The sequence below is a fragment of the Polynucleobacter sp. P1-05-14 genome, from assembly GCF_018881675.1.
Lineage (GTDB): Bacteria > Pseudomonadota > Gammaproteobacteria > Burkholderiales > Burkholderiaceae > Polynucleobacter.
Genome location: NZ_JACVPV010000006.1, coordinates 122867 through 146494 on the forward strand (window position 1 = coordinate 122867; position 23628 = coordinate 146494).

Below are 23628 nucleotides of genomic sequence, written 5' to 3' on the forward strand. Positions count from 1 at the left end.
TTATTTGTTTTTGGCAACAGCAGCAACTACCTTGGTAGCAGCTTCAGCCATTGAATCGGCGCTAATAATTGGCAAACCAGAGTCTGCAAGAATTTTCTTGCCTAGCTCTTCATTTGTACCTTTCATACGCACAACCAAAGGTACTGTTAGGTTGACTGCTTTACATGCAGTCACAACGCCGTCAGCAATCACGTCGCAACGCATAATGCCGCCGAAGATGTTGACCAAAATTGCCTCAACACTCTTGTTCTTCAACATGATCTTGAATGCTTCAGTTACTTTTTCTGCTGTAGCACCGCCACCAACGTCCAAGAAGTTCGCTGGCTCGCCACCGAACAACTTAATGGTGTCCATTGTCGCCATCGCCAAGCCTGCACCGTTCACTAAACAGCCGATATTGCCGTCTAATGAGATGTAAGCGAGGTCAAATTTAGAGGCTTCAATTTCAGCAGCATCTTCTTCATCAATGTCGCGGTACGCAACGATTTCTGGATGACGGAACAATGCGTTTGGATCAAAGTTGAACTTCGCGTCCAAAGCCTTGATCTTGCCGTTACCCTCAAGAATCAATGGGTTGATTTCAACCAGTGAAGCATCGGTATCCCAGTAAGTCTTGTACAAGTTCTTAAATACATCGCGAGCCATTGGGATGGATGCCTCGGGCACGCCAATACCTTTAGCAACGATATCGCAATCCGCATCTGTCAAGCCAACCATTGGATCAACAAATACTTTAATAATTTTTTCTGGATGAGATTCGGCAACTTCCTCAATATCCATACCACCTTCGCTAGAAGCCATGATCACATTCTTCTGTGTTCCGCGGTCTGTAACGATGCTGAAGTAATACTCTTTTTTAATGTCAGCGCCATCCTCAATGAGGAGACGATTTACTTTTTGACCTTCTGGTCCAGTTTGATGCGTCTTGAGTTGCATGCCCAAAATTTCAGAAGCGTATTTTTTCACTTCATCCATGCTTCTTGCTAACTTCACGCCGCCACCTTTACCGCGACCACCAGCATGAATCTGGGCCTTCACAACCCATACTGGGCCACCCAGTTTTTCAGCAGCCTTCACCGCCTCATCAACACTGAATGCAGGGATGCCATTAGGAACTGGCACATTAAATTGGCGAAGAAGTTCTTTGCCTTGGTACTCGTGAATTTTCATAATTACTCCGAAACGGTATCTTTTTTAGCAAGCGATGAGGATTAGTTAAACCGATGTTGCCTTGCTCCCATACTTACTCTAGAAATAGCTAAATTAGCCAAATTTGAATAAATGCGAACGGCTTGACCGACTTCATAAGTCTAGCATGCTGCAATGCCGCAAATTGCCTCTACGGATCCGTAATTGCCCTAATCTGGGCATTGACCGCCAATCACTTTTGCCACCACTTCCGAGCCAAAACCCTTCGATGCCAAGAAGCGGTACTGCCTAGCCCTCTCCTTTTGGTCCTGAGCGCGTATGCCGTATTTCCTGGTCCAGAGATCAAAGGCGCGCTGAAACTCGGTCTCTTTTAAGGCCCCAAGAAGTACAGCTGACTTTTTGGCATCCACCCCAGCCCTATCGAGTTCATCGGCAATCTTTCTCATGCCGTAGCGCTCGCTACGGCGGCGAACCAGCGCTTCAGCAAAACGCTCGTCAGACAACCAGCCTCTTGCCTCAAAGTCGTCCAAAACCGCTTCAATCTGAGAATCTCTGGATTCAGGCGTTTGCTCAGCCTGCTCACCGCCTAACTTACCCCATCTTGCTTCTGATTCTGCCAACTTTGCGGCTAAGCCTTTGCGACTGTATTCTCGCTGCGACAAAAGGCGCAAAGCCCGAGCTTTGAGACTCGGGCTTTGTTTAACCTTCTGATTACTACTTAACTCTTGCATCGAATTATTCGACTTCCTCTTCCTCGCTCAACACATCCGTTACTACTGCTGAACCGGATTTAACGCCTAATTTCTCGCGAATTCTTGCTTCGATATCTTTAGCAATGGCTGGGTTCTCTTTTAAGAACTCGCGCACATTGTCTTTACCTTGACCAATGCGATCACCGTTATAGCTATACCAAGAGCCTGACTTTTCAACGAGGTCAGCTTCTACACCCATATCAATAATTTCACCCTCTCTAGAGATGCCAGCACCGTACATAATGTCAAAAATTGCTTCGCGGAATGGAGGGGAAACTTTATTCTTCACAACCTTCACACGGGTTTCATTACCAACAACCTCATCGCCTTTTTTGATGCTACCAATACGACGGATGTCTAAACGCATAGAGGCGTAGAATTTCAGCGCATTACCACCAGTAGTAGTTTCTGGGGATCCGAACATCACACCAATCTTCATACGAATCTGGTTAATGAAGATCACAGTAGTGTTGGTACGCTTGATAGCACCAGTTAACTTACGCAAGGCCTGACTCATCAAACGGGCTTGTAAGCCTGGTAAAGAATCGCCCATATCGCCTTCGATCTCAGCCCTTGGAACCAAAGCAGCAACAGAGTCAATGACGATTAAATCAATAGAACCTGAGCGAACTAATGCATCTGCAATTTCTAATGCCTGTTCGCCAGTATCCGGTTGAGAGATCAACAAATTATTTACATCCACGCCGAGACGAGATGCGTACTGCACATCTAATGCGTGCTCTGCGTCAATAAACGCGCAAGTGCCGCCAAGCTTTTGCATTTCTGCAATCGCATGCAATGTCAAAGTAGTTTTGCCAGAAGATTCTGGGCCGTAGATTTCAATCACGCGACCGCGCGCAAGACCACCAACTCCAAGAGCGATATCTAATCCGAGTGAACCGCTAGACACCACCTGAATGTCTTGGCTAATTTCGGCATCGCCCAATCTCATGATTGAGCCTTTACCAAACTGTTTCTCAATTTGTGCCAGTGCTGCAGTTAATGCTTTTTGCTTGTCTCCGCTCATTCCTTCAAATTCTGAAGAGGCTGATTGCTTTTTGTTATCCAAGGCCATTTTTTATTCCCTTTTCGCTATGTACTGGGCTTTTTCCCGAAGTTTTATCTACTGTGTAACAACTTAGGAGTTACTGTATATAAAAACAGTGGTCTTTGCAAGCGTCTTTTAAACTGAATTTACGGATTTTTGACTAGGTTGCACTTGATTGACTCGGTCCCAATAGAAAAAGAGGGGTATAGCAACAGCCCAGACCACCCCTACTAGGATAAATCCAGTGATTTCGCCACCAGGAACCCAGGATCCGGCGCCCATCCGAATACCAGCCTCATAGGACATCGGACCAGCAATACCTCCTAAAACAGCCCCTAAAACAGGTCTGCCGCGCAACCAAGTCAAGGAGCCATTAATGGTGGTTGCCACCAAAACCCACAAGACCCACATCCAGAGAGGCGACAAGTACGGTGACGGCCAATCATTCCGAAAATCCAGGTAGCCCAGATGCATGATGAGAGTATCGGCCACCAAACCAAAGACAAAGGCTTTAAATAAAAGGCTGATTTCTGTTTTGGGAGAAGGTGAGCGCCAGGCGTGGAAAGCAATGTAGGCTAGGGTAGCAACTACCGCCCAAAGCACATCTTTATTGGCTGCGCCCAATACACAGGCAAACCAACCAAGCTGGAAAATAACAAAGTTCCAAAATTTAGCCATATACCTAGCAACCTAAGAAAAAGGCCACTGCCGAGGGGCAATGGCCTTTAGATTTGGTGGCGAATCAGGGATTTGAACCCCGGACCTGCGGATTATGATAAAAGATACGCTGTTTAAGCTGTTGATTTACAAGGACTTTATTTTGGTGTGTAGTAAAGTGTGTAGTCAATTTGTTCTTTTATTACATTCTGCATTGCCAAAACTACATCATACAAGACAGAAAATTAGTCTGCACCTTCGTCGTAGTCTTTCTCTGCCTTTTTCCACATTGCCAAGTATTCATCACTCATTGGCACTTGCTTGTTGTCGTTGTCATCCATCATCTCTGTCCAACTTCTGCCTTTAACAGTTTCCTTTAGCCATCTCTGCTTAGCTTCTTCAAACTGTCGTGTTCTATCCCACTCAAAACCACAAGACATACAACGATAGACAGGCTGATTGGTTTCAATTACACAACCACCTAAAGCAATCTCACCTAACTTAGCTCTCTCAGCCAATTCAATGCTAGGTTCACCATAAACGATATCAACACCCGTGTTCTCATTACAAGATGGGCAGATATATTTTCTAGTCATTACTGAGTTGCAACATCAATAATTGTTTGCCATCTTTCTAAATAGTTGGCAACCTCACTTAACTTCACATTCTTCGCGTCTTCTGCATCCAATCCATCAGCAAATGTCATTGGAATTAAGTAGCAAGTGCCAACTTGCTTATCAACAGCTACATAGATATCACAATCAGCTTTAGTAATTCGCTGTCCTCTGTTGCGTTCGTGTGTATGGTCAATTCCTTGTCCACCTCTGTCCCTATCAAAGAAGGAAATGTTGCTACCTGCTGTAATGCCTTTAACTTGAATTCTTATTAACTTGGAATTGAAATCAACTATAGCGTCATAACGACTTGAGCGAACATCAACATTGGAGCAATTGAATCCTGCCAACATAGCTCTAGCTATAAAAAAGAACTGTGCTGAATCGCCCTCGTTAGCAACTCTGAGTCCGTAGTCTGTGTGCTGTAAGTCTGCTGTGAACCCACCTTGTGATGCCACATACAAACACTTTGAAACTAAATTCTTCAAATTAGATTTAATGAATTTAATTTCTAAATCATCAATAGTTGGAACTTCGCTAATGTAATCAATAGTTTTATTTGCTAAATCATCAATACCAAGTTTAGAGAAAACTTTGTTAAAAACAGTAGCTTGAAAATATTTCTCTAAGTGAGGTTTGTATAAGACAAATTTATTAGCGATATCCACTATTTTTGCTTTTACATAGTCATTTGCTATCAAATCACACAAAAGCAAGTCTGCGGTTGTCTCATTTTGCAAGTCTTTACTTAATTTAGCTTGCAGGTAATTCTTAATATCTACATCAATGTATTCATTGGCACGAGCATCTTTAAAGGCATTGATACCTGAGTTGATTTTGACGATATTTTGTTCAACGAAGTCTTCAATTGTCATTCCTCCAAATTTACTATAGTTATGGAGGAAATGGCAATAAAGATACTTATAGAACTTTAACTATTTGTTTAGCTATTTTGGCAATCAATGGAACAGTGACGCTATTACCAAATTGGTGATACAGCTTACTGTTCGCTAACTTAGGCAACTTATAGGTTTTAGGGAAGCCTTGAAAGTTGGCTGTTTCGCGTGGAGTTAGCTTACGAATACCAAAGTCATCCTTAACAAGTGGCACATTGTGTCCACCTGTTCCCATATTTGCAGTCAATGTAGGACAGGCATTACTTTTATTTTCACGCACATACTGTCTTCTCCATTGATAAATGGTATCACGCGACTTAATGGACTTTTGAATTTCAGCAAAACAATCATAACGATTGTCGTAGTAGAACTCTTTTGCCACCTGCACAGTCTCTAAACAATCGTGTATTGTTTTTGTCAGTGGAACTTCTGTAGGGTAAGTAAATTTCTTTAGCTTCTCTGCGTCCTTAAATCCAACTAAGAAAACACGCTCTCTGTTTTGAGGAACATTAGCGTATTCCATACTATTAAGAACTTTGTGAGTTGTAAAATATCCACAGTCTTCAAGCGATTTCTTCATAAACGCAAAGGTTTCACCTTTGTCGTGATTAAGCATTCCCTTTACATTCTCTAGTAAAAAAGCATCAGGCTTTTTCTCTTTTAATATTTTGAGAATGGAAAGAAACACATCGCCCCCACGCTCATCTTTTAATCCTTTTCGTAAACCTGCAATGCTGTAGGGTTGGCAAGGAAAACCTGCGACAAGAATATTGTGTGCAGGAACAATATCTTTAGTTAGGGTAAGAATGTCATTGTGATAAGTATGGTTGGAATTGCTCTTAAAGTTTGCTTTGTATGTAGTTAAAGCATCTTCATTGATTTCACAAGTCAATACACATTCTGCACCTGCACTTTCAAATGCAATACGCATTCCACCAATGCCTGCGAATAAATCAATGAATTTCAAGTTTTTCATATTGCTGAGTTTCGTTCCGTATCTTATATTGCTAAAGTATAGCTAAGGCTTAGCTATCTCGCTACCAACCCCAAAAACTAAAATGCCCAAGCTAAATATCACCCATTTACCTGCAAGACTTAAGGAGCGTTTAGATAAGTTGGAGCGTGGTGAAGAAGTGGCAATAAAGGACATAAAGGCTTTATTGGAAGATGAGCAAATAGAGCGTATGGAGTTAGCTTGGGAAGAGCAAGTGAAACTACGCAAAACACATAAGCGTCCAAAAACAAAAGAAGAAGCAGATGCAATTGGTTGGAAGACTAAATTGGAAGTGCGTATTGATGCATATAGGCAGGCATTAGAAGAAACACAAGATGGTTTAGTGAGTGGCATACGAAAGCTACAAAGACAACGAGAGGCTAAGGCTGCCAAAATATATTTAGATGCTTACTTTAATGCTGAAGATGGCACCAATAAGGAAAGTGCAGGCAACATTGCCCTAACAAGAGCAGGTTTTAATAAAAGTAATCCAACTATTGCAAATAGAAATAAAAAGGTTTTGGCAATAGAAGGTGCATTGCAGGAAGAGTTAGAAAGGAATTTGAGTAAAGAAGAAAAGGAACAGCTTGAAATACTCAAAGAGCATAAGCAGACACTGAAAAAAAGGAAAAGGTAAGGGTTTATCAAAAAGTATGGTTTTTTACCCCTATTTTTCAAGTTAAAAAACCATACTTTTGCTTAAACCCCATATCCCATATACCTTAAAACCATCAAAACCTTACCAACCAACTAAACCAACAAAACCTACCAACCAACCTTACCAATATGCTGTAATTGCCAATACCAATCGTTTGCACCTCAAAAAAGGAAAGCTATGGACAAAGGCATTCAAAAATTAATTAAACATCTTCGTAAAAAAGGATGGCAAGTAGATGCTGAATTAGGTAAGCACTACAAAATTAATCTCAGCAAAGAAAACTTTAAGTCTAAAACTCTTGTTGTTTCAGCCACTTCCTCAGATGCAAATAACACTCGCATTGTTGTTGGACAGTTTAGAAAAGCAATTCAAGCAGGTGGCTTTGATACTTTAGACAGCTATCACAGCTACTTTATTACAGAGCACGAATTTGATGATGTATTGGAAGCTGTTGCAGAGCGTTTAACAAATATTGCTGATGCAGGTGGAACTTATGAAGAAGCTACAGGGCATATGGAAATCTTCAAAGAGTTATTGAATGTCGCAGGTGATGACTTTTTTACAGACGATAAAGAAGCAGTTAAAGAATGGGTAAATTTTAGAAAAAGAAAAAAGATTTGAAGATTGAATTTGATAAAAGTGAAATAAGTGTGGGTGCTTTACTTGGTTGCTTCTCCATTCCAAGTAATGCAGAGTATTTAATTACTGAAATTGGTATAGCAACTCACTTTTATAAAAATTTAGCTGTTGATAAGAATTTGCTTAAACCCTATCAAATTGATGCTTACGATAGCAATAGAATTCATACGCTTTTTTCAATGTTTTCCAACCCCAATCAAAAGCAATTCATTGCAAACTATATTCCATCTGCAAAACTAGTAGTAAGCAATACAGAAGAGATAACAAAGAATTGGGAATTTATATGCGAATTTATTTGCTCGCAATTCAATGGTGACTTAATTACGCTCAATATTAAATTCAACATAATAAAAGATGACTTAGATATTACATTTGTATCTGCAAGTAGCAAAGTAATGAATGAAGATGAAATGCGTAGCTTTCCCTTAATTCTCTCCTTATTAACTCCTAGCTGAAATGAGATATTAGAATGAAAAACAAAATTGCTGAACTTGAAAGTAATTTAGAAAACTTACTTAATGACAATGTTATTGATACTGTAAAACTTATAGAAGTAAGCATTGAAATTGGCAAGCTCATTCAGTCGCAAGGACTTACTGACTATGAATGCATACCACTCAATAAACTAAAGTCTTTGATTAGAAGCAATCAATCGCAAAGAGTTAAGCAAGAATTGATTGATGATTACTGCGAAAGAATAGTTCTATCTGCATTCAAAGCATATTTTGATGCTAATACTGATGGGGATGGATTTGAAATTATTGAAAACGGGAGAGCCGTTAAGTGCGATAAATTTAGCACTGAGATTGCTGAAAGAGTAGGTGTGCAGGTTGTTGATGCAATTGTGGATACAGATTGGGATAATGACTTTAAGGTTGAATTCAATGCTGTTGGGGAGTTTGGCAAATTGCTCACCAAATACAAAATCCCCACTCTACTCACTACTCACTTTAGAAATGAATACGCTGATTACTACAGAAGATTTAACGATATTGAAGAGGTAGTTGGTGGAATGTGGGGTTTAAATTTAAGTGATAGAGGACTTTGGGTATACAGCGAAGCAGAGATTGATGAATTTATTTTAGGGTTAGAAAAAATTGTTAGCTTCCTAACTCTCGCATACCCATTACCAAGTAGACGCTAATTACTTGTCCTCACCAACCTCAAATATGTCATTAAATTTGGATTTTTCAATCACATAGTTTGTTTTGCCATAAACAGATTGAAAATCTCCTAGTTGACTTTGTTTAAGATTAAGCACTCTTTGACACTTAGAGCACTTGCCTCTGTAAATTCTTTTTGTCTCATCTGCAAGTGCCAATACAAACTCATTAATTGTGAATGTAAAGTGCTGTCCACAGTCAGAAAGTGGGCAAGCCACTTTCTTTTTCATATTTTCTAACTTTTGAATTTGTTGCTTGTTCATTTTTGATTACCTTAATCAATATTGACTTTACAAGTCTCATATTAAGGTAATCAGTGTGTTATGCCAACTCAATAGCCTTTCGCTTCATTTCATCATTAACATCTATATAGCATTGGGTGGTGCTAATGTTCTTGTGTCCTGCTAAGCTAGCTAACACTCTCACGCTGATACCCTTATTTGCCAAATTTGTAATGAAAGTGCGTCTACCTGAGTGTGAGCTAGCACCGTCAATTCCACTTTGCTTGTATAGATAGTGAAAGAACTGCGTAAGAGTATTTGCCGTAAACCCATCACTCTTAGCTTTTTGACTGTAAAAGAACTTCAGGTTGAAATCCTTTGGTTTGTATATTGATACATACCTCTCCAATTCCTTGCTTAACTTTTCGCTTACAAATACAACACGAGCTTCATTGCCTTTTGTTTGTTCTGCACTTAGCCTAATTTCGTTGCGTATGTTGCCATCAGCATCAACCACATCCTTGTATCGCAAACTAGCTAATTCAGCAACTCGCATACCACTCAAATAAGTTGTCATCAACATCGCTCTGTTGCGTAAGCTGTGTTTGCGTGTTGCTATGTAATCTAAAACTCTGCGTATTTCTACCTGCGTGAGTGTCTTTGCTTGCTTTGCCATAGTTTTCTTTCCTAAATAAAGTTTTGCTATAGCAATATGTTGTTTTCTTTGATTGTTTTTTCCTACCTCTTTTTGCCAAAAGTTCGTCAAATTAAAATCCTTCCAATAATCAATGCGATACAGACGAGAACCACTGTTTTAATAGTGAAACCAAAGGTTTTATGTATTACCTTTGGTATGTGTATTTAGTGTATTTGTCGTCTATCTCCCACAGAATTTGGAAGACTTGCGTATAGCGTCTACACGCTGTTTGAGCACTTCTCTGCTGTGTTGCTATTCGCTGTGGTGCGTTGTTTGCTTGTAAGGGGTTTTTGAGTGCTATGTTTTTATGAACACAAATAGAAATTGGCTCCAACACGACTATCTACGCTGTTGGATTTATATGAAGGCGACTCGCTTCATAGGCACGCTTTATTCTGACACAACTATAAATTTGAGGCAAATTGAGACAGGCAATGCTGTAGTTTTGGGTGCTATGCTTTTGTAAACACAATTTATCCACCTTAAATAAAGGGCAATTGTTGATATGAATGAATTTCCAAAATTAGTTATTTTTTCAAATAATGCAATTCCTCGCGTCAAAAGCACCTACAAGGGAGCGACTGTTGATGTTTATAACTTGCGAAATATTGCCACTAAAGGTGATGACAATATTGAATCATTACTTAACATCTCTCAATATTTTGATGAACTAATACACAAGAAGGCTACCGTAATTAGTGGAATTACGGATGAGCAACTTACCTTCTTTAAGTTAAGTAACACAGCTTATGCATACTTAATGATTGAAAATGAAAATGACTATATTATTTTGCCTGCATTAGATGATGCCTTACATAGCTTACACAATAGAACTGATGCAATTTCCCAACTTGAAGAATCTACATCAATAATATTCAGTATCTTCAAATATTTGGAAACATTACATTTGAAAAGATTGATTAAGAAACACGATGTGACGCTTGACAAGGCATATGATGTTTCTGCTGATATGCACTACACCTTAGAAGCCGTTTATTTTGGTTGGTTTGAAGTTCAGATTTTGTAGCTTATGACTAATCTACATTGCCATCTTATGAGAACCATTGGTTTTGAAAGCAAATATAAGAATTTATAAACTACAAATTGAGTTAACCATTTACTAAACCAATCCATCCAATATCTTCTCTACATATGACACGGGCAACATATGTCCTGCATTAGGAACGATATTTACTTTAATGCCTAACATTGCACCTAAGTTCATTACACTTTTTGGATTGCTTTGCCAATCATCTTCCCCAACATAAATTTCACAATTCTTTGGGGTTGGTAATTTATCAGCTTTAGCAAGCTCAAATAATCTACCTGCACGAGGTGGCACAAATGTAGTTAAGGTTTCCTCGTTTGAAAATTCACCAACAATTGGAGATAACAAAATTACCTTACCAATATAGGGTTTCATTATTGCCTGTGCATTTAGAAACAAATAGGCACCAAATGAATTGGCAATAACACAGCAATTCTCATCCCAAAACAAATTAGTTAAATCTTTTGCAATTAGCTCAACTTGAAGTTGGAATTCATACTTCCTAAAGTCTCCATAAAGCTCCCTACCTTTTACATTGAATCCTTTTTCCAACAAGCCTCTACCCAAACCCTTATCTAAGCGTCCACCCATACCCGTTAAGTAATAGACTGTTTTATTCATTTATCAAACATCACTGAAATTTTGTAGATATCTTCTTTAATTACTTTTTCACTAAGTCGCTCACCAATCTTTTTATCATTGCAAGCAACTTCAATCCTTAAACTTAACTCTTTGTTGGAGTTAATGGCATTTGCGATGCCGTTCAAATACTCCATACTTTCCACTTGCCAAGTAATAAATGCTTTGTCACCACTTATGGATATGTCGTGTGGGGATGGGCTACTACTCTGCCACTCTTGTCTGCCGTAGCAAATTACTAATTGTGCTTTTAATTTAGAAAATAACTTATATGTATTTGGTTCTTTCTCGTTTAGCCAATTAACTGCCACATACTCCATATCATCTATGTCTATGCAAGCTGATTGTCCTTCCCATTTATCCATAAATCTTTTGACTTTTGAATCAAAGGATAAATTCACACCACTTGCATCTAATTTCTTTTTGAAATAAACAGCTACGCAAGCCATTTCACCAACTACATAACTGTTTGTTTCGTCTTTTATTTGTCGCATACTTTTTATTTGGTTTTAATGACAGCAGCCTCAATAGCATTGCTTAGCTCCTCATATCGCTTATTAGCAAGTTTGGTTAAACGAACCTCCTTAAGTCTGCCATCTTCTTTTGTAATCTTTAATTCAAGTAGCTTTTTATCAACAAGGCTTGATAGTGCCTTATGTAATGTTGCTTGTGATGCTATTTGATTTAGTGTGATTAAGTCTTTTACATACATCACTCTGTCATTGTGTATTGCTGATGCAACCACATCCAATAGCAATCTTTCGTCATTGCTTAATTTGAACTTCTTATTGCTCTTATCTAATACAGCCAGATATTTGAAATAGCTATCCATTTGTCTCGCTTCTTTATATTTTTTATCATTTTAGATTGAATAGTATGAAAAGCAAACTACTTCGTAGTCTGCTTGTGTCTGCACAAAAGCTAACGCTTTTGTTTGCCACATCTTCTCTTATATCTCTTTTTATTGATTTTGCTTTTGCTCCCTTTTGCTAGGGCTCATAAGCCACGCTCATTTAAGAGCGTAGCGATAAAGAAACCTTTTGCTGAGGTTTTACATAACTGATATACACACAACTTGATTTAACAAGAGAAGGTAGGTTTTGCTATCACCTTTTATGTGCTCGTCTAACGCAACACTTCCACAGCCTATATCAGTAGCTTTGTGGAGTGTTTGTGGGTTTAATTGTGGCATCCCACTCACTTATTCGCGTATTGCTACGCTACCAACCATTACAGCATCGCAAACGCTTCTACACAGTGGTGTGGCATTTAAGGCATCTAGCATTTAGCTAGGTAGTGCGATACAGCGAGTAATGAGCAACCCTATTGTTTACCGTCACACATCAGAACGGATTTAACAGCACTATTACATTCAGCGTGCCAACTTTTATGTCTCATTTGTATAGATATTTATGCAATACCAAATACTTCCTAGCTTTTTCATACCCATATGTTTGGTTATTGGTGGAAAAAACAGGTTGTCCAAGTGCGTAGGCTGAAACTACAGTAGATATATGGGGTTTAAGGAAAAGCAGGGTTTTTGTTTCAACAAAAAAAGTCTGCTTTTTGTAAAACCCATACTTAAATATCTACTTTGGAGAGTAAAAATGAGCACATTAAATGCCCTTAAATTAGTTGTTAGTAAAAAGCATCAATCAGTTGCACCTATTGTTATGCGTCGCAATAAGCTCTGTGCCAAGCTACACGAACAAATTGAGCTTTGTGAGGCACAAAAGACAGGAAATACTTTTGCACCAAAACGCTTAAAGACATACATCAATAAACAAACAGGTGAAAAGATGACTGTTGAAACAGTCAAGCGTGTGCGTGAATGGTATTGGACTGGTGATACAGGCAAGATTAATTTGGCTGTTAAGTATGGTGCAAAAACTTTGCCCCTTAATAAAAAGGGAGCAAACGCAATTGAACTTAGCAATGGTGATGAACTTATTGCTACGCTCAAGTCGCTAAAGGTTGCTGTATTAAATGGCGAGCTTGACGATGCTATTAACGATATGAGCTTAGCTACACGACAGGCATTTGGTAAGTGAGTTATTTACACGCCCCATCTAATAACTATTTGGGGCGTGTAAATGTAAGGAAAAATAAATATATGTATGAAGAGATATAAAGCAATTGTTAATGCAAGTGGTATGTGGGTAGAAACGATTTTGTATGCACAGAATCAAGCACAGGCATACAAACTATTTCAAGCTATCTTTGGTTCTGCCAATGTTCCTCATCAACCACAACAGATTGCCTAATATGCTCATAAAAGAAATAGCCACAATCAAACCCTTAACACCTGAAAAAGCTCGTATCAATGCTTTGAAAACACAAAAAGACAATGCTAATAAGGCACTCAAAGCTGAACGAGATAGGCAAAAGATAGCAAAAGCACAAAAAAACCTCAATACAGCATTGCACACACAGTAGCATTACTACTAAGGCAAAGTTTGCCTAAATTCCGTATCATTCAAGCTATGGCAGATAAAGAAAGAATAATTACGAAGTATGCAAGTAGAAGGTTATATGACACCTTTGAAAGCGAATATATTGCGTTCAAAGACTTACAAAATCTAATTGCTAAAGGCATTCCATTAAAAATTATTGATGCCAAAACTAAAGAAGATGTCACTCGTTCTGTAATGGTTAGTCTTGTATTGGAAAACACTGAGTTGTTTAGTCAATTCTCCAATGAATTCCTAATAAAAATTATTTGCCTCTACAAATATAACGAAGAGCAAAGAGAAATGTTTGGCAACTACATTCAAAAGTCTTTGGATGCGTTTATAGGTTCAAATACTAAATTCTTAAATCCACTAAGTTCTGATGCAATGGATTACTTAAGTGACTTAGGCAAAGAACATCAAATGCTAACTGAAAAGTTTATGAAAGAAATTTCGAACTTTGGCAAGCAAAGTTAATTTAGGTTTAGTGCGAGCACGAGCACCAACTGAGCCATTGTGTCTTAAATAAGTATCTATTTCGTCTTGAAATTGCTCTGCTTGTTTTATTTCCTCTTCAGTTTTTTCTCTGTAAAAATCTTTTGTAAATTCTTCAAGCGTCTGTGGTTGCCTTCCTGCCTTTACCTCAAACTCTTTGTGCACCGCGTAGCAACTTAATAAGAATTCTTCGTCACTCTTTTCAAATATCTCAGCAAGAATATCTTTTGGCATTGGTGATTGAGTTGTAGTGCTTTGATTGAGACTCTCTACAACTTCCTCAGCAAACTTTAAGGAATGTTGTTTATGCGTTTCCTTTTCCATCATTACATTCCGCGTGGACTACTTGGAAACATTGGACTTGTTGGAAATGTAGGTGCAGATGGAGCATTCATTGGTGCTTGTTGAAATTGCTGTATGGGTTGTGGTGATTGTGCTGTGCCCATTGGCATTCCGTTTGCATTGGAATAGTAAGTTGTATTACCACTTTGCTGTGCTGTGCCCATTGGCATTCCATTAGCGTTTGAGTAATAGGTAGTGTTGCCACTCTTTTGTGCTGTGCCCATTGGCATTCCGTTGGCATCAGAATAGTAAGTAGTTTGAGCAATAGAGACAGACGAAGCCAATGTTAGCAATATAAAAACATATTTCATTACGCACCCCTTAAATGTATTACCCTCTGTTCATCTTAGCCTAAGCCCAATCAATAAGCTATTTGACAACCTTTTTCTTTTCCCTGTATGCATATTTGGCATCTACAACACTATCTGCCTGTATTAAAGCTCTGCTTTCCTCACCCCTTAATTGATGAATTGCTTTGATTGCCTCCAAATGACTGTAATGCTTTTCCAACATACCAATACTAGTGCCCATTTGTTTAGCTAATGTGTGGGGTGGAACTTTATCGTGTGTAAGCATTAGAGTGGCATAGGTATGACGCAGACTATATGGTTGACGCTTTTTACCACTAACAGGATGGTGTAAAAGTCCGTGTTCGCTTAGGTAGGTATTGAATAACTTAACAAAACTTGTTGGTTTAATAAACTTAGGTTTCTTACCTGCCTTCTTTTCATCATCATTCAAAAACTCAACAAACCTAAATATGTAATCTTTTGGGTTTTCTTCTATGACTGTAGCCAAAGGCTTTTTGTAATTACGCTCAGCAATCCTACCTAATGCCACAACTGTATCTGCCCTACCTATCGCTGTTCTCTTTCCTGTCTTACCTGTCTCAATTCTTATTAAAGCTAGTCTTTGTAAATCCACTGCCTCTATGTCTTCACCGTGTTGGTTATCTTCCGTTGGCACAGCTTTAGTTTTGCCAAGTGATTTTGGTTCGTAGTTGAGTTGTATCTGAACCCACCTTAAGTCAAGCAACTCTTTACCTGCTCTCGCACCTGTGTCTAATAAAACTTCTACATAGTCTCTTAGTAAAGCTCTTACAGGTTTAGCGTCTGCTCTACCTCTATCAATCCACTTTTCAAAATTCCCTCGTAATGCCCTTATCTCTTCTTCAGTAAATTCATCTCGTCTTTCGCTTGCCTTACCCTTAGCAATCAAATTTGGCTTACTACTGACTGTCATATAGCCTTTTTCAATTGCCAAATCAAAAACTCTGTTTAAGGCAGCGTTATGAGTGAGGAGAGTGCTTTTGGTGGGAGTCTTAAGCTCAGCGTCTTTCTTTCTACCCTTTTTGGCATTCATCTTCTTAATGCGTTCAGCATTTAAGTGCTCAAGTGCCTTGTAATCAATGCTGTCTACCTTGTATTTGCCCAAAATAGGGATAAGGTAGGTTTCTATCGCTGTTATGTAGTCTTTGTAAGTAGCTTTGCCACTGCCACTATCAACCTCTGCCTGTAGCTTCTTTACAGCCACTTTGGCAACATCTCTGAAAAAACGAGTGATAGGTGTGATGTTGGACTTTTTTCTCCACTGTGCCTCGTTATAGAGCTCCTTAGCCCTATCCTTAGCCTTCTTTAAGTCTCGCTCACCTGTCGTTGTTCTCTGCCACACACCATCCACGCAATAGCGAGCTTGCCAAATGCTACTTCGCTCTCGCAAAGCAACGAGTAGCTCACCTTCAATAATGCTGTGTGTGGTTGATTTTCGTGCTGACATTTTTGCCCTCTAACCCAAACAGCATATAGGGTTTAAGGTTTTGTGTCAAAAAGTGTGTAGTAGGTGTGTAGTGCTGAAAAGAAAAAAGGGCTAGGAGCAAATCGCCCGCTAACCCTTTTACTTACAGCATTGTTTGGTGGCGAATCAGGGATTTGAACCCCGGACCTGCGGATTATGATTCCGTCGCTCTAACCAGCTGAGCTAATTCGCCGAACTCGTTATTTTAACGTAATTTAGCCTAGAGAGCTATTTTGAGCCGCCTAGATTCTTCTTCCCTTGAAAAACGGTGTTTTTACGGTAAATCTACGGTACACACCTTGTGTACAGAAATTGTCGTTTTAAACGACGGTGAGTGGGTAGGGGCAAACTAATTACAGGCAAATGAATCTGAAAACTTTGTTTGCGCGGCTCTTTGCGCCATTGACTCAAATCTTGCGCGGATACTATTTCTTACAAAATACTCGATTACTATCGATGGAATAATGGAATTCGGCTCAACAATCGCCTCATACTTAAATAGGGTCTTATCTTTTGCTTCAGTAAGCCGCCAAGCTCCTCGGTATTGTTTGTTATCGCCACTGACTTGCTCAAAAGCAATCAGTTTATTTGGAGTCTCCGTATATTCCACCAATGATTTCATCTCAACAGGGAAAAAGAGTATCTCCTCTCTAATAGCTCTTCGGACGCGAACTTTATTGCGACTTCTTGATATTACTTTTGACTCAATGATTCCTGGAATGTTCTTAGCACCCTCATAATCAGTAAGGAAGGCATAAGCAGTGCATATATCAATCGGCGCCTGATAGCTTGCCACAATCTTAAAATGACCATCCTCTGAAATTACGCTAACTTGTACATCATATGGATTAGCATTTTCTTGAGCATAACTATGCATTGTGCTCAAGGATAAGAAAAGGCAAATAATCCATTTCATATATGCACTTTAGAATCTAAACGGACTTGTCGTTTTAAACGACGGCGAATGGATGGGGGGGTTATTTAAGATTTTTGTCTTTGATAACTTGCTCAACCAGTGGAAGTATGTTCTTTGCCCATAACTGACAGCCTTTAACTGTCATGTGCCCACCGCCCGAGCCCATATCAAACTGTCTATGATCGGTATCTTTTGGAATACCTTGCGCCCAATCACCGTAGTAATAGGCTCCATATTTTTTTGCCATCTCAGCACCTTCTTCAGGCGACTGCACTACAGTATGCGAAACATAGATAGTGGGCATTTGGATTTTTTGAAGATATGCCAATATGTCTTCTGCTGGTCCTAGGCTAAATCTTGGATTGCGCTCATTTGGACCCGGCTCGAAAATAACCAGTTTTGTATTTGGATAATCCTTAAGTCCACGCTCTAAGCGATTCATCATAAAAGCAGGTCTATCTCCATCTACACCTGCATTGATCACTGAAGCATTAATCTTATCCGCCAGCAGCAAATCATTTAACTTTGCCGTATATGCCTGACCAGCATTTTTGCAATTTGTATTGCTTGTTCCTAAAGCAAATATTTCAAATCCAAAAGAATTTAGCGAGAGTAATCCCAAAGCCAAAGAAACGATTAAATTTTTCATAAACAAAATACTAACAAAAAATATTTCTAAACGAAATTTTCAGGTTGCCCAACCCTACACACCGAAATTAAGCTATGTTTTTCAGCACAAAAACATGCTTAAAGAAACTGAACTGCTTACCCTTTTCTTTCAAAGCACCTCTACCCCCGAAAAATCATCCCAACTTAAATACCTAGAAAACCTAGCTACTGGCAAGCTAGTGCATATGAGGGATGGCAACATCACCTTATATAAACGAGAGCGCAGCAATCAATGGCAAATGCGCTTTAGGTTATTCGATAAGAAGTGGCACAGGGTTAGTACTGGCTATGAGGATCTGGAATACGCCAAGAAGAAAGCTGGGGATATTTACGACAGAGCCCGCTTTATGGAAGAACTGGGTTTACCACCGTTAAACAAACGGTTTGATTCAGCAGCGGAAGCTGCCAAAGTAGAGCTACAAGGTGATTTAGATAACGGTGTAGGTAAAAAGATCTATGTGGATTACATATCAGTCATAGATAACTATCTAACCCCATTCTTTGGCAAGAAGCATCTCACTAGCATCAACCATCAAGATATTGCTGAGTATGAAGTTTGGCGAGCAGAAAAGATGAAACGCAAACTCATGCGCTCAACCATGATGACCCACTTCTCCGCCTACAACAGGGTATTCGATCTAGCCATTAAAAGGGGTTGGCTCAGTGATAAGCACCCAGTTCCTCGCTTAGGCACTAAAGGCGAAAAGAGCACTCCAAGACCAGCCTTCACCAGAAAAGAGATTGACTACTTGCTACATTTCTTAAAAACATGGAGTCAAGGCGGCAAAACAGAAGAAGCTCATCTTGGCAGATTATTGCTTCGTGATTACATAGAAATCCTCATGGCAACAGGTATGCGCCATGGCACTGAAGCATTCAATATCCAATGGCGTCACTTAGAGTGGCATACAGATAAGGGGGTTAGATATCTACGGATATGGGTAAGTGGCAAAACGGGTCCACGCTGGCTGATTGCAAGACATGAAGCTATTCCAGTAATAGAACGATTAAAGAATAGATTTTCTGAATGGGATCACTTAACGCTAGATCAACTACTAGAAGAAAAGCGTGAGGAGTTTTTATGGCGACATCCGAATGGTGAGCGTCCTTACGACTTTGTTAGTAGCTTTAAGTGGTTAATGAAGGACTCAGGCTTACTGCTATCCACTACAGGCGCAAAACGCACTATGTATAGCTTTAGACATACCTACGCTACATTTAGCCTAGTTGAGTGGGGCATGGATATACATACGCTAGCAAAGCAAATGGGCACTTCTGTGCAAATGCTTGAACGCTTTTATAGCAAGCTCACAGCTACGCTGGCTGCAGAGAAGTTGGCTGGTTGATTGAAGTGTCGTTTTAAACGACAAACCATTTAAAACCAGCCTCGCTATACCTGTCAGCCCCATTGCCATCAAAACTGTAGATCCCTAATATTTGAGCAAAAAACCACCAGATTTCACTCAAATCTCCGCTTTTCTCGTAATAAGAATTATTACGAATACGAGGTGGGGTTAGATTTAAATCACCAGAGACCGAGATCTCCAATGGCGTTAAAAATTGCGCGACTTATTTTTTAGGATGCGCTACCCACCGACTTGATGGGCTTGATTAGCTGCTTACCTTTTTCAGTGCGGAGTTGCTGTTTTGCTGAAGCCACTTTTTTCTTTAATACGGAAACGCGAGCCTGCTCGGGAGAAAGTGGCTTAATAGGTTTGATGTTTTTAAATTCATAAAAGCGCATCAAGTATTTAAGCCACTTTCATTTACTCCCTTACTTCAGTGTAATTCAATACATTCCCAACACCATACATATGTTCACCCAGCATCTTTGCGGCTAACTGGTTATCTGCATATACGAAAGTATTGGTAGTTTGGGTTGGACTTATGCGAACCCACAGAAGATATTTCTTCATCTTCCAAACCCAGCCCTGACTGCACCACTAGCCTGCTCAATCTGACCATCTAGCTCCCCCGCTTCTACAGCAGCCTTAATCACTTCCAGCGTCTTGATTAAATCTTCTGCTGTAGCTACTTCAACAGCAGTTTTGCCTTTAGCTAATTCAATCAGTTTTGCACCATAACGCACATTCAGGCATACCTTGCCTTCGGCAGATACAAACCACCAAGGGCGTACTCGCTTTTGCATTTCGATATTTTTACTAGAGCCATCAATATCTTTTACTGTTTTAAATTTCTTTACAGTAAAGGTATCACCCGCCTTCTGAGCGTTAGCGAGCTGAATCTGCTCCCAAATCTTCGTAGAAAGCTTATTCCTACGATGCAAGATCGGTGGAATACTTGTTGGTTTTTTTGATGTTGTTAATTTCAAACTTGTTAGTGCGCTCATTGTTTTCTCCTATTAAGTTAATGGGCACACTTAATTTATTGTCAGAGTTTTTGAATGGGCAACCTCTTTTTACCAAGATCTGCCTGAATCTAATAATCTGAACCAAGATTAATCTGCTTTTATTAGGTTTCACTAAATAACTTTATGAATAGCTATAAAAACATTAAAGATACGGCTCAAACTGATGCGTGGTTTAGATCTCAAGGGCTCAATCCTTATAAGTGCACTAACCCCGATTTAGACTCGAACTTCATTCGAGCAAAGTTAGCAGCTAGTTGCCTACTTAAAAGCTACAAAACAAAACTAAGCGAAAAACAAATTAAACAACTGAATATTTTTAAAATTAAAACTAAAGCAACTTCTACACAAGCATTTTCAATACTTAACTTATACAAAAAAATACGCAGGCAAGAGCATAGGCAGAAAAAGGTATAGCCAACCCAAATTGGCAAAAACGCGGGTTGTAATATGTCGGCTAATGAGCCCGCACTTGGTATCACTGCTCTAAAAGTGATACAACACAAGTAGGCCGCAGGTTCCTACAATGCAAATCAATGCAGAAGTAGGTTGAGAGTTTTAATACATCAGTCTCTCGGAATACCTTTTAGAGTCGTGTTAGCTAGAAGTGATGTCATACCAATCTAACACTAAGCGGCGGCTATGTTGATTCTCAGTTAATCAATATAGCCGTCGTTTGACTAAAAGTTCTATCGCCCAATCATATTTCTTTAGTAATATCAGAAATAGAAAAATGTGATGAGCGATAAGCGAAATCACAGGAGAACGTAGTTCGCCTTTATGCTCTATCAATAGGAGATTTTTATGCCCGTATATAAATTTATTAACTCTAGATCTTGGACTACTTTTGAAGATTATTGGGAAGAATTCGACACTGCTGATCAAAAGAAATGGGAAAGTGTTTTAGAAAATGCTTCCTATTCAGTTGACGAGAGCGAGCTAGAGGAGTTTCCTAAAATAGCGCCTGCAGATCCATCCATTTGGTTCGAATTATATTCATTGATTAATGAAGTTGATCTAGAAAATATGGATGAACGAACAGGCAAGGACATGGATCGAGATTGCTTCTTATATGATGCAGATGGTAATTTAATTTAAATCTTTATTTTCGATTACTTTGAAGTAATCATTCAAAAATTCATGGGGAAACAAGCATGCCCATCGCAGGCTTGGGTTGCTGAGCCCAAATTTAAACCGCTTGTAGGGCTTTTAAATAGGTCTTTTAATTCGTGGCACTTTAGCCACATAAATATAAGAGAATTAGAGAACTCTTATGTTTTGCCCTAAGTCATTGAATTTATTGAAGATCTTAATCAACCATTTTCGGTTGCCCAAACCGAATCTAAGAAAACATACTGTAGCTCTGCATTTAATATTTTTCAGGGGGATACATATGTCACAAGCTAGAGTTTTAAATCCACAAGAGTTACGCCGAGTTTTAGATCACGTCGCTACACGCAGGCACAGCGCACGCAATCGGGTCATGTTGCTGCTTACGCACTACGCTGGTATGCGAGTAGCTGAAGTGGCTGCCCTGCGTATAAACGACGTTTTAAACGACAGCGGCACAATCAAACCCGAAATCCGCTTAATGCCCGATCAAACCAAGGGCAAGCATGCCCGCACTGTTTACTTAAACGAACGCATGCAAAAGGAATTAGGGCAATACACCCGATTGCTAAAAATTAAGGATGCTAGCAAGCCCCTGTTTTATACACAAAAGAAAGATGGATTTAGTGCCAACTCGCTTACTCAATATTTCTTTTATCTATACCGAGCTGTAGGCTTAGAGGGTTGTAGTTCACATTCAGGTCGCCGCAGCTTTTTAACGGGGCTTGCCAACAAAGGTACAGCAATTCATATATTGAAGAGCTTGGCTGGGCACCGCAACATCAGCACAACTGCTACCTATCTGTATAGCAGCCCCGATCAGCTTAAGGCTGCCGTGGAGTTAGTTTAGTTATTTCTTTTTAGGATCAGCTAAATCAGTGACTACTTTGCCTTTGTAGTTCTCAATAAGCTCAGTTGTTTCGATGTCTAGTGTTAGCTCAGGGAAGTCAGTTTTAATTTGATGTCCATACCAAAGGCAAAAGACTTTTTTCTTGCCTTTGCCTGACTTAGCCTCTTTGATTGAATTTCCATTAACCACCAAGAAAACTCCATCAAATACTGAACCACGATATTTGGCATTGGCGACTTTGATGACGGTTGCATCTTTTACAGTGCGCCACTTAACTGGCTCAGCGACTTTAGATGTATCGGGACACTTCTTCTTATTCCATTTATCTGCTTTTAGATAGAAATCCATATAACCCCTCTTGATTGATTACAAGTTGTTATCAGGATATCAAATCTTGCTTATAAACATCATTACTTTTTAGTCTTTTTAGCCCTATTGCTCGTTAGTGCCCATTCATGAGGCGCTGTATTGGGAAAACTCATCTCGGTAGCATTTGCCATTAAGAACATGGATTTCTTCAATATGTCGCTAGCAACATTGGCAGCCTCTGTCCTCAAGCCCTCAGGTAGATCTATTCGTTTGGGCATATTCACAAACAACTTAGGATGAAGCTCTAAATCCCTCGCAAAGTTATAGAGCTTGAAGTCTTTTCTATCTTTTTCCTTTTCATAAGCCCGATAAACCTGCATCCACCTCTTAATCGTGGCATAGGTTAATTTAGTTTCACGCTCTTGATGCACCTGGGCAGTGCTGTAATCCCAGCGATCAAATTCATCTGAATAAAGCTTGTGTGCTTTGAGGATTTCATTAAATTGTTCTTTGAGTGCAGCAGGCGATAAATTCAGTGGCACTTCAATTTTTAATAGTGGTGGCTTCTTTAGATCTTTTAACTTTTTCACTTCAATCTTTAAGTCGTCAATTTGCATTGGCTGATAAGGCACAACTTCAGCAAAGATCTTATACCCCCTCTCCAGCCACCACTTACTAAATGTCTTACCCCTTAAGTCACCAAATTGTTTCCATGTCTCTTCAGACTTGCTGCTCGGAAACTCTTGTGATTCACAAATCTTGTTATACCAAGGCGATGTTTGCAATACATCAAACCATGCCTCATACAAAGTTCCTTTTGCTTTAGCGGCAGCCGCTTCAGGTGTTTGCGCAAAAATGCGCTCCTCAGGACCCAGTCCTTTGTAGTAAAAATCCATCGCCATTTAGGTAGCTGACCTTTCTTTCATATGCCTAAGGAAACACCATTTTGAGATTTCTAATGGATACATGCAGCACAAAAACGCTTTACCAATTCTATCAATCAGTGCTGCTATTTAAAAGGAGGTGGATTCAACTACGAAGTGCAACTTTGAACAACTAGTTAAGGAGGCTAAGGATGTTTTAGTATCCAAAGCTTCTAGACCTGCAAGTCAAAGTAGCCATGACCTATCAACACCTTAGCCAAACTGAA

At 39.4% G+C, this 23628-nt stretch carries 35 protein-coding genes and 1 tRNA gene; 13 read left to right on the top strand and 23 right to left on the bottom strand.

Going from position 1 to position 23628, the window contains the following annotated elements:
• The 7 genes from sucC to dcm form a co-directional block, all read right to left on the bottom strand.
• Positions 1–1170: an ADP-forming succinate--CoA ligase subunit beta gene (sucC, locus tag ICN37_RS04570; protein ID WP_011903667.1), complete on the bottom strand. Its 1170-nt coding sequence runs from the start codon at positions 1168–1170 to the stop codon at positions 1–3.
• A gap of 188 nt (positions 1171–1358) precedes the next feature.
• Positions 1359–1880: a recombination regulator RecX gene (recX, locus tag ICN37_RS04575; RefSeq protein ID WP_216155200.1), complete on the bottom strand. Its 522-nt coding sequence runs from the start codon at positions 1878–1880 to the stop codon at positions 1359–1361.
• A gap of 4 nt (positions 1881–1884) precedes the next feature.
• A complete protein-coding gene (recA, locus tag ICN37_RS04580) occupies positions 1885–2970 on the bottom strand; it encodes a recombinase RecA (RefSeq protein ID WP_370623815.1) in 1086 nt (361 codons plus the stop codon).
• 114 nt (positions 2971–3084) lie between these two features.
• Positions 3085–3627 (bottom strand): DUF2878 domain-containing protein, encoded by a 543-nt coding sequence (locus ICN37_RS04585; RefSeq protein ID WP_215321011.1) that lies wholly within the window; start codon positions 3625–3627, stop codon positions 3085–3087.
• Positions 3628–3851: 224 nt separating this feature from the next.
• A complete protein-coding gene (locus tag ICN37_RS04590; protein WP_215275645.1) occupies positions 3852–4202 on the bottom strand; it encodes a hypothetical protein in 351 nt (116 codons plus the stop codon).
• Complete coding sequence (locus ICN37_RS04595; protein ID WP_215275647.1) at positions 4202–5095, bottom strand: group I intron-associated PD-(D/E)XK endonuclease; 894 nt, start codon at positions 5093–5095, stop codon at positions 4202–4204. Before ICN37_RS04595 ends, ICN37_RS04590 begins: the two co-directional genes overlap by 1 nt.
• Before the next feature lie 46 nt (positions 5096–5141).
• Positions 5142–6092, bottom strand: a complete 951-nt coding sequence (gene dcm / locus ICN37_RS04600; protein ID WP_215275648.1) for a DNA (cytosine-5-)-methyltransferase — start codon at positions 6090–6092, stop codon at positions 5142–5144.
• 82 nt (positions 6093–6174) lie between these two features.
• Here dcm and ICN37_RS04605 point away from each other — a divergent pair, with 82 nt between their 5' ends.
• The 4 genes from ICN37_RS04605 (at position 6175) to ICN37_RS04620 (ending at position 8551) form a co-directional block, all read left to right on the top strand.
• Positions 6175–6747, top strand: a complete 573-nt coding sequence (locus tag ICN37_RS04605; RefSeq protein ID WP_215275649.1) for a hypothetical protein — start codon at positions 6175–6177, stop codon at positions 6745–6747.
• Positions 6748–6945: 198 nt separating this feature from the next.
• Complete coding sequence (locus ICN37_RS04610) at positions 6946–7389, top strand: hypothetical protein (protein ID WP_216155202.1); 444 nt, start codon at positions 6946–6948, stop codon at positions 7387–7389.
• Positions 7386–7862 (top strand): hypothetical protein, encoded by a 477-nt coding sequence (locus tag ICN37_RS04615; RefSeq protein WP_215275653.1) that lies wholly within the window; start codon positions 7386–7388, stop codon positions 7860–7862. The genes ICN37_RS04610 and ICN37_RS04615 overlap by 4 nt, the downstream gene beginning before the upstream one ends.
• A gap of 14 nt (positions 7863–7876) precedes the next feature.
• Positions 7877–8551: a hypothetical protein gene (locus ICN37_RS04620; protein ID WP_215275654.1), complete on the top strand. Its 675-nt coding sequence runs from the start codon at positions 7877–7879 to the stop codon at positions 8549–8551.
• On the opposite strand, the gene ICN37_RS04625 is transcribed toward ICN37_RS04620, so the two are convergent.
• Together ICN37_RS04625 and ICN37_RS04630 are read right to left on the bottom strand one after the other, a co-directional pair.
• A complete protein-coding gene (locus ICN37_RS04625) occupies positions 8552–8833 on the bottom strand; it encodes a hypothetical protein (RefSeq protein WP_215275656.1) in 282 nt (93 codons plus the stop codon). It abuts the gene before it with no gap.
• A gap of 58 nt (positions 8834–8891) precedes the next feature.
• The gene (locus ICN37_RS04630; RefSeq protein ID WP_215276079.1) at positions 8892–9467 is read right to left on the bottom strand and encodes a site-specific integrase; all 576 of its coding nucleotides are present in this window, start codon (positions 9465–9467) and stop codon (positions 8892–8894) included.
• A 526-nt stretch (positions 9468–9993) separates the two neighbouring features.
• Here ICN37_RS04630 and ICN37_RS04635 point away from each other — a divergent pair.
• Positions 9994–10515 (top strand): hypothetical protein, encoded by a 522-nt coding sequence (locus ICN37_RS04635; protein WP_216155204.1) that lies wholly within the window; start codon positions 9994–9996, stop codon positions 10513–10515.
• Between the two features lie 93 nt (positions 10516–10608).
• Here ICN37_RS04635 and ICN37_RS04640 read toward each other — a convergent pair whose 3' ends face one another.
• The 3 genes from ICN37_RS04640 to ICN37_RS04650 are packed head-to-tail and all read right to left on the bottom strand — an operon-like array spanning position 10609 to position 12007.
• Positions 10609–11157 (bottom strand): hypothetical protein, encoded by a 549-nt coding sequence (locus ICN37_RS04640; protein ID WP_215275660.1) that lies wholly within the window; start codon positions 11155–11157, stop codon positions 10609–10611.
• A complete protein-coding gene (locus ICN37_RS04645) occupies positions 11154–11669 on the bottom strand; it encodes a hypothetical protein (RefSeq protein ID WP_216155206.1) in 516 nt (171 codons plus the stop codon). The genes ICN37_RS04640 and ICN37_RS04645 overlap by 4 nt, the downstream gene beginning before the upstream one ends.
• A gap of 5 nt (positions 11670–11674) precedes the next feature.
• The gene (locus tag ICN37_RS04650; protein WP_216155208.1) at positions 11675–12007 is read right to left on the bottom strand and encodes a MarR family transcriptional regulator; all 333 of its coding nucleotides are present in this window, start codon (positions 12005–12007) and stop codon (positions 11675–11677) included.
• Positions 12008–12782: 775 nt separating this feature from the next.
• On the opposite strand from ICN37_RS04650, the gene ICN37_RS04655 reads away from it, so the two are divergent.
• The 4 genes from ICN37_RS04655 to ICN37_RS04670 all read left to right on the top strand — a co-directional run bounded on the left by ICN37_RS04655 (position 12783) and on the right by ICN37_RS04670 (position 14102).
• A complete protein-coding gene (locus tag ICN37_RS04655) occupies positions 12783–13226 on the top strand; it encodes a DUF6641 family protein (protein ID WP_216155210.1) in 444 nt (147 codons plus the stop codon).
• Between the two features lie 66 nt (positions 13227–13292).
• Complete coding sequence (locus tag ICN37_RS04660; RefSeq protein WP_215275667.1) at positions 13293–13439, top strand: hypothetical protein; 147 nt, start codon at positions 13293–13295, stop codon at positions 13437–13439.
• Position 13440: 1 nt separating this feature from the next.
• Positions 13441–13611, top strand: a complete 171-nt coding sequence (locus ICN37_RS04665; RefSeq protein ID WP_216155212.1) for a hypothetical protein — start codon at positions 13441–13443, stop codon at positions 13609–13611.
• Positions 13612–13631: 20 nt separating this feature from the next.
• Entirely contained in the window at positions 13632–14102 is a 471-nt protein-coding gene (locus ICN37_RS04670) for a polyhydroxyalkanoate synthesis regulator DNA-binding domain-containing protein (RefSeq protein ID WP_216155214.1), read from the top strand.
• On the opposite strand, the gene ICN37_RS04675 is transcribed toward ICN37_RS04670, so the two are convergent.
• From ICN37_RS04675 to ICN37_RS04700, 6 genes are all read right to left on the bottom strand, one after another.
• Positions 14052–14447 (bottom strand): hypothetical protein, encoded by a 396-nt coding sequence (locus ICN37_RS04675; protein WP_216155216.1) that lies wholly within the window; start codon positions 14445–14447, stop codon positions 14052–14054. The two genes, ICN37_RS04670 and ICN37_RS04675, sit on opposite strands and share 51 nt — an antisense overlap.
• On the bottom strand, positions 14447–14773 hold the full coding sequence (locus ICN37_RS04680; RefSeq protein WP_216155218.1) for a hypothetical protein: 327 nt from the start codon (positions 14771–14773) through the stop codon (positions 14447–14449). The genes ICN37_RS04675 and ICN37_RS04680 overlap by 1 nt, the downstream gene beginning before the upstream one ends.
• A 58-nt stretch (positions 14774–14831) precedes the next feature.
• Positions 14832–16133 (bottom strand): site-specific integrase, encoded by a 1302-nt coding sequence (locus ICN37_RS04685; RefSeq protein WP_216155220.1) that lies wholly within the window; start codon positions 16131–16133, stop codon positions 14832–14834.
• A gap of 239 nt (positions 16134–16372) precedes the next feature.
• A tRNA-Met gene (locus tag ICN37_RS04690) sits at positions 16373–16449 on the bottom strand.
• A gap of 156 nt (positions 16450–16605) precedes the next feature.
• Positions 16606–17172 carry an SRPBCC family protein gene (locus tag ICN37_RS04695; RefSeq protein ID WP_216155222.1) on the bottom strand — a complete coding sequence of 189 codons (567 nt, stop codon included), beginning with the start codon at positions 17170–17172 and terminating at the stop codon, positions 16606–16608.
• A 61-nt stretch (positions 17173–17233) separates the two neighbouring features.
• The gene (locus tag ICN37_RS04700; RefSeq protein ID WP_216155224.1) at positions 17234–17821 is read right to left on the bottom strand and encodes a hypothetical protein; all 588 of its coding nucleotides are present in this window, start codon (positions 17819–17821) and stop codon (positions 17234–17236) included.
• A gap of 94 nt (positions 17822–17915) precedes the next feature.
• Between ICN37_RS04700 and ICN37_RS04705 the strand changes: the two genes are divergently transcribed.
• Positions 17916–19187, top strand: a complete 1272-nt coding sequence (locus tag ICN37_RS04705) for a tyrosine-type recombinase/integrase (protein WP_216155226.1) — start codon at positions 17916–17918, stop codon at positions 19185–19187.
• Positions 19188–19417: 230 nt separating this feature from the next.
• On the opposite strand, the gene ICN37_RS04710 is transcribed toward ICN37_RS04705, so the two are convergent.
• The 3 genes from ICN37_RS04710 to ICN37_RS04720 are packed head-to-tail and all read right to left on the bottom strand — an operon-like array spanning position 19418 to position 20191.
• Positions 19418–19585: a hypothetical protein gene (locus ICN37_RS04710; protein ID WP_215321209.1), complete on the bottom strand. Its 168-nt coding sequence runs from the start codon at positions 19583–19585 to the stop codon at positions 19418–19420.
• Between the two features lie 22 nt (positions 19586–19607).
• Positions 19608–19757: a hypothetical protein gene (locus ICN37_RS04715; RefSeq protein WP_216155228.1), complete on the bottom strand. Its 150-nt coding sequence runs from the start codon at positions 19755–19757 to the stop codon at positions 19608–19610.
• A complete protein-coding gene (locus ICN37_RS04720; protein ID WP_216155230.1) occupies positions 19754–20191 on the bottom strand; it encodes a DUF6641 family protein in 438 nt (145 codons plus the stop codon). The genes ICN37_RS04715 and ICN37_RS04720 overlap by 4 nt, the downstream gene beginning before the upstream one ends.
• A 144-nt stretch (positions 20192–20335) precedes the next feature.
• Here ICN37_RS04720 and ICN37_RS04725 point away from each other — a divergent pair, with 144 nt between their 5' ends.
• The 3 genes from ICN37_RS04725 (at position 20336) to ICN37_RS04735 (ending at position 22169) form a co-directional block, all read left to right on the top strand.
• The gene (locus ICN37_RS04725; protein WP_216155232.1) at positions 20336–20626 is read left to right on the top strand and encodes a hypothetical protein; all 291 of its coding nucleotides are present in this window, start codon (positions 20336–20338) and stop codon (positions 20624–20626) included.
• A gap of 387 nt (positions 20627–21013) precedes the next feature.
• Entirely contained in the window at positions 21014–21307 is a 294-nt protein-coding gene (locus tag ICN37_RS04730) for a hypothetical protein (RefSeq protein ID WP_216155234.1), read from the top strand.
• A 295-nt stretch (positions 21308–21602) separates the two neighbouring features.
• On the top strand, positions 21603–22169 hold the full coding sequence (locus ICN37_RS04735) for a site-specific integrase (RefSeq protein ID WP_216155236.1): 567 nt from the start codon (positions 21603–21605) through the stop codon (positions 22167–22169).
• On the opposite strand, the gene ICN37_RS04740 is transcribed toward ICN37_RS04735, so the two are convergent.
• The gene (locus ICN37_RS04740) at positions 22170–22517 is read right to left on the bottom strand and encodes a hypothetical protein (protein ID WP_216155238.1); all 348 of its coding nucleotides are present in this window, start codon (positions 22515–22517) and stop codon (positions 22170–22172) included.
• Positions 22518–22579: 62 nt separating this feature from the next.
• Positions 22580–23380: a hypothetical protein gene (locus ICN37_RS04745; RefSeq protein ID WP_216155240.1), complete on the bottom strand. Its 801-nt coding sequence runs from the start codon at positions 23378–23380 to the stop codon at positions 22580–22582.
• Positions 23381–23628: the final 248 nt, after the last annotated feature.

Coding starts and splice junctions, on each gene's coding strand:
- ICN37_RS04645 (WP_216155206.1), bottom strand. CDS start 11,669: ATGCGACAAATAAAAGACGAAACAAACAGTTATGTAGTTGGTGAAATG.
- ICN37_RS04585 (WP_215321011.1), bottom strand. CDS start 3,627: ATGGCTAAATTTTGGAACTTTGTTATTTTCCAGCTTGGTTGGTTTGCC.
- ICN37_RS04740 (WP_216155238.1), bottom strand. CDS start 22,517: ATGGATTTCTATCTAAAAGCAGATAAATGGAATAAGAAGAAGTGTCCC.
- ICN37_RS04620 (WP_215275654.1), top strand. CDS start 7,877: ATGAAAAACAAAATTGCTGAACTTGAAAGTAATTTAGAAAACTTACTT.
- ICN37_RS04725 (WP_216155232.1), top strand. CDS start 20,336: ATGAATAGCTATAAAAACATTAAAGATACGGCTCAAACTGATGCGTGG.
- ICN37_RS04640 (WP_215275660.1), bottom strand. CDS start 11,157: ATGAATAAAACAGTCTATTACTTAACGGGTATGGGTGGACGCTTAGAT.
- ICN37_RS04630 (WP_215276079.1), bottom strand. CDS start 9,467: ATGGCAAAGCAAGCAAAGACACTCACGCAGGTAGAAATACGCAGAGTT.
- ICN37_RS04675 (WP_216155216.1), bottom strand. CDS start 14,447: ATGATGGAAAAGGAAACGCATAAACAACATTCCTTAAAGTTTGCTGAG.
- ICN37_RS04665 (WP_216155212.1), top strand. CDS start 13,441: ATGCTCATAAAAGAAATAGCCACAATCAAACCCTTAACACCTGAAAAA.
- ICN37_RS04650 (WP_216155208.1), bottom strand. CDS start 12,007: ATGGATAGCTATTTCAAATATCTGGCTGTATTAGATAAGAGCAATAAG.
- ICN37_RS04695 (WP_216155222.1), bottom strand. CDS start 17,172: ATGAAATGGATTATTTGCCTTTTCTTATCCTTGAGCACAATGCATAGT.
- recX (WP_216155200.1), bottom strand. CDS start 1,880: ATGCAAGAGTTAAGTAGTAATCAGAAGGTTAAACAAAGCCCGAGTCTC.
- ICN37_RS04745 (WP_216155240.1), bottom strand. CDS start 23,380: ATGGCGATGGATTTTTACTACAAAGGACTGGGTCCTGAGGAGCGCATT.
- ICN37_RS04595 (WP_215275647.1), bottom strand. CDS start 5,095: ATGACAATTGAAGACTTCGTTGAACAAAATATCGTCAAAATCAACTCA.
- ICN37_RS04705 (WP_216155226.1), top strand. CDS start 17,916: ATGCTTAAAGAAACTGAACTGCTTACCCTTTTCTTTCAAAGCACCTCT.
- ICN37_RS04625 (WP_215275656.1), bottom strand. CDS start 8,833: ATGAACAAGCAACAAATTCAAAAGTTAGAAAATATGAAAAAGAAAGTG.
- ICN37_RS04680 (WP_216155218.1), bottom strand. CDS start 14,773: ATGAAATATGTTTTTATATTGCTAACATTGGCTTCGTCTGTCTCTATT.
- ICN37_RS04735 (WP_216155236.1), top strand. CDS start 21,603: ATGTCACAAGCTAGAGTTTTAAATCCACAAGAGTTACGCCGAGTTTTA.
- ICN37_RS04715 (WP_216155228.1), bottom strand. CDS start 19,757: ATGAAGAAATATCTTCTGTGGGTTCGCATAAGTCCAACCCAAACTACC.
- dcm (WP_215275648.1), bottom strand. CDS start 6,092: ATGAAAAACTTGAAATTCATTGATTTATTCGCAGGCATTGGTGGAATG.
- ICN37_RS04730 (WP_216155234.1), top strand. CDS start 21,014: ATGCCCGTATATAAATTTATTAACTCTAGATCTTGGACTACTTTTGAA.
- ICN37_RS04720 (WP_216155230.1), bottom strand. CDS start 20,191: ATGAGCGCACTAACAAGTTTGAAATTAACAACATCAAAAAAACCAACA.
- ICN37_RS04635 (WP_216155204.1), top strand. CDS start 9,994: ATGAATGAATTTCCAAAATTAGTTATTTTTTCAAATAATGCAATTCCT.
- ICN37_RS04710 (WP_215321209.1), bottom strand. CDS start 19,585: ATGCGCTTTTATGAATTTAAAAACATCAAACCTATTAAGCCACTTTCT.
- ICN37_RS04700 (WP_216155224.1), bottom strand. CDS start 17,821: ATGAAAAATTTAATCGTTTCTTTGGCTTTGGGATTACTCTCGCTAAAT.
- ICN37_RS04655 (WP_216155210.1), top strand. CDS start 12,783: ATGAGCACATTAAATGCCCTTAAATTAGTTGTTAGTAAAAAGCATCAA.
- ICN37_RS04605 (WP_215275649.1), top strand. CDS start 6,175: ATGCCCAAGCTAAATATCACCCATTTACCTGCAAGACTTAAGGAGCGT.
- ICN37_RS04590 (WP_215275645.1), bottom strand. CDS start 4,202: ATGACTAGAAAATATATCTGCCCATCTTGTAATGAGAACACGGGTGTT.
- ICN37_RS04660 (WP_215275667.1), top strand. CDS start 13,293: ATGAAGAGATATAAAGCAATTGTTAATGCAAGTGGTATGTGGGTAGAA.
- sucC (WP_011903667.1), bottom strand. CDS start 1,170: ATGAAAATTCACGAGTACCAAGGCAAAGAACTTCTTCGCCAATTTAAT.
- ICN37_RS04610 (WP_216155202.1), top strand. CDS start 6,946: ATGGACAAAGGCATTCAAAAATTAATTAAACATCTTCGTAAAAAAGGA.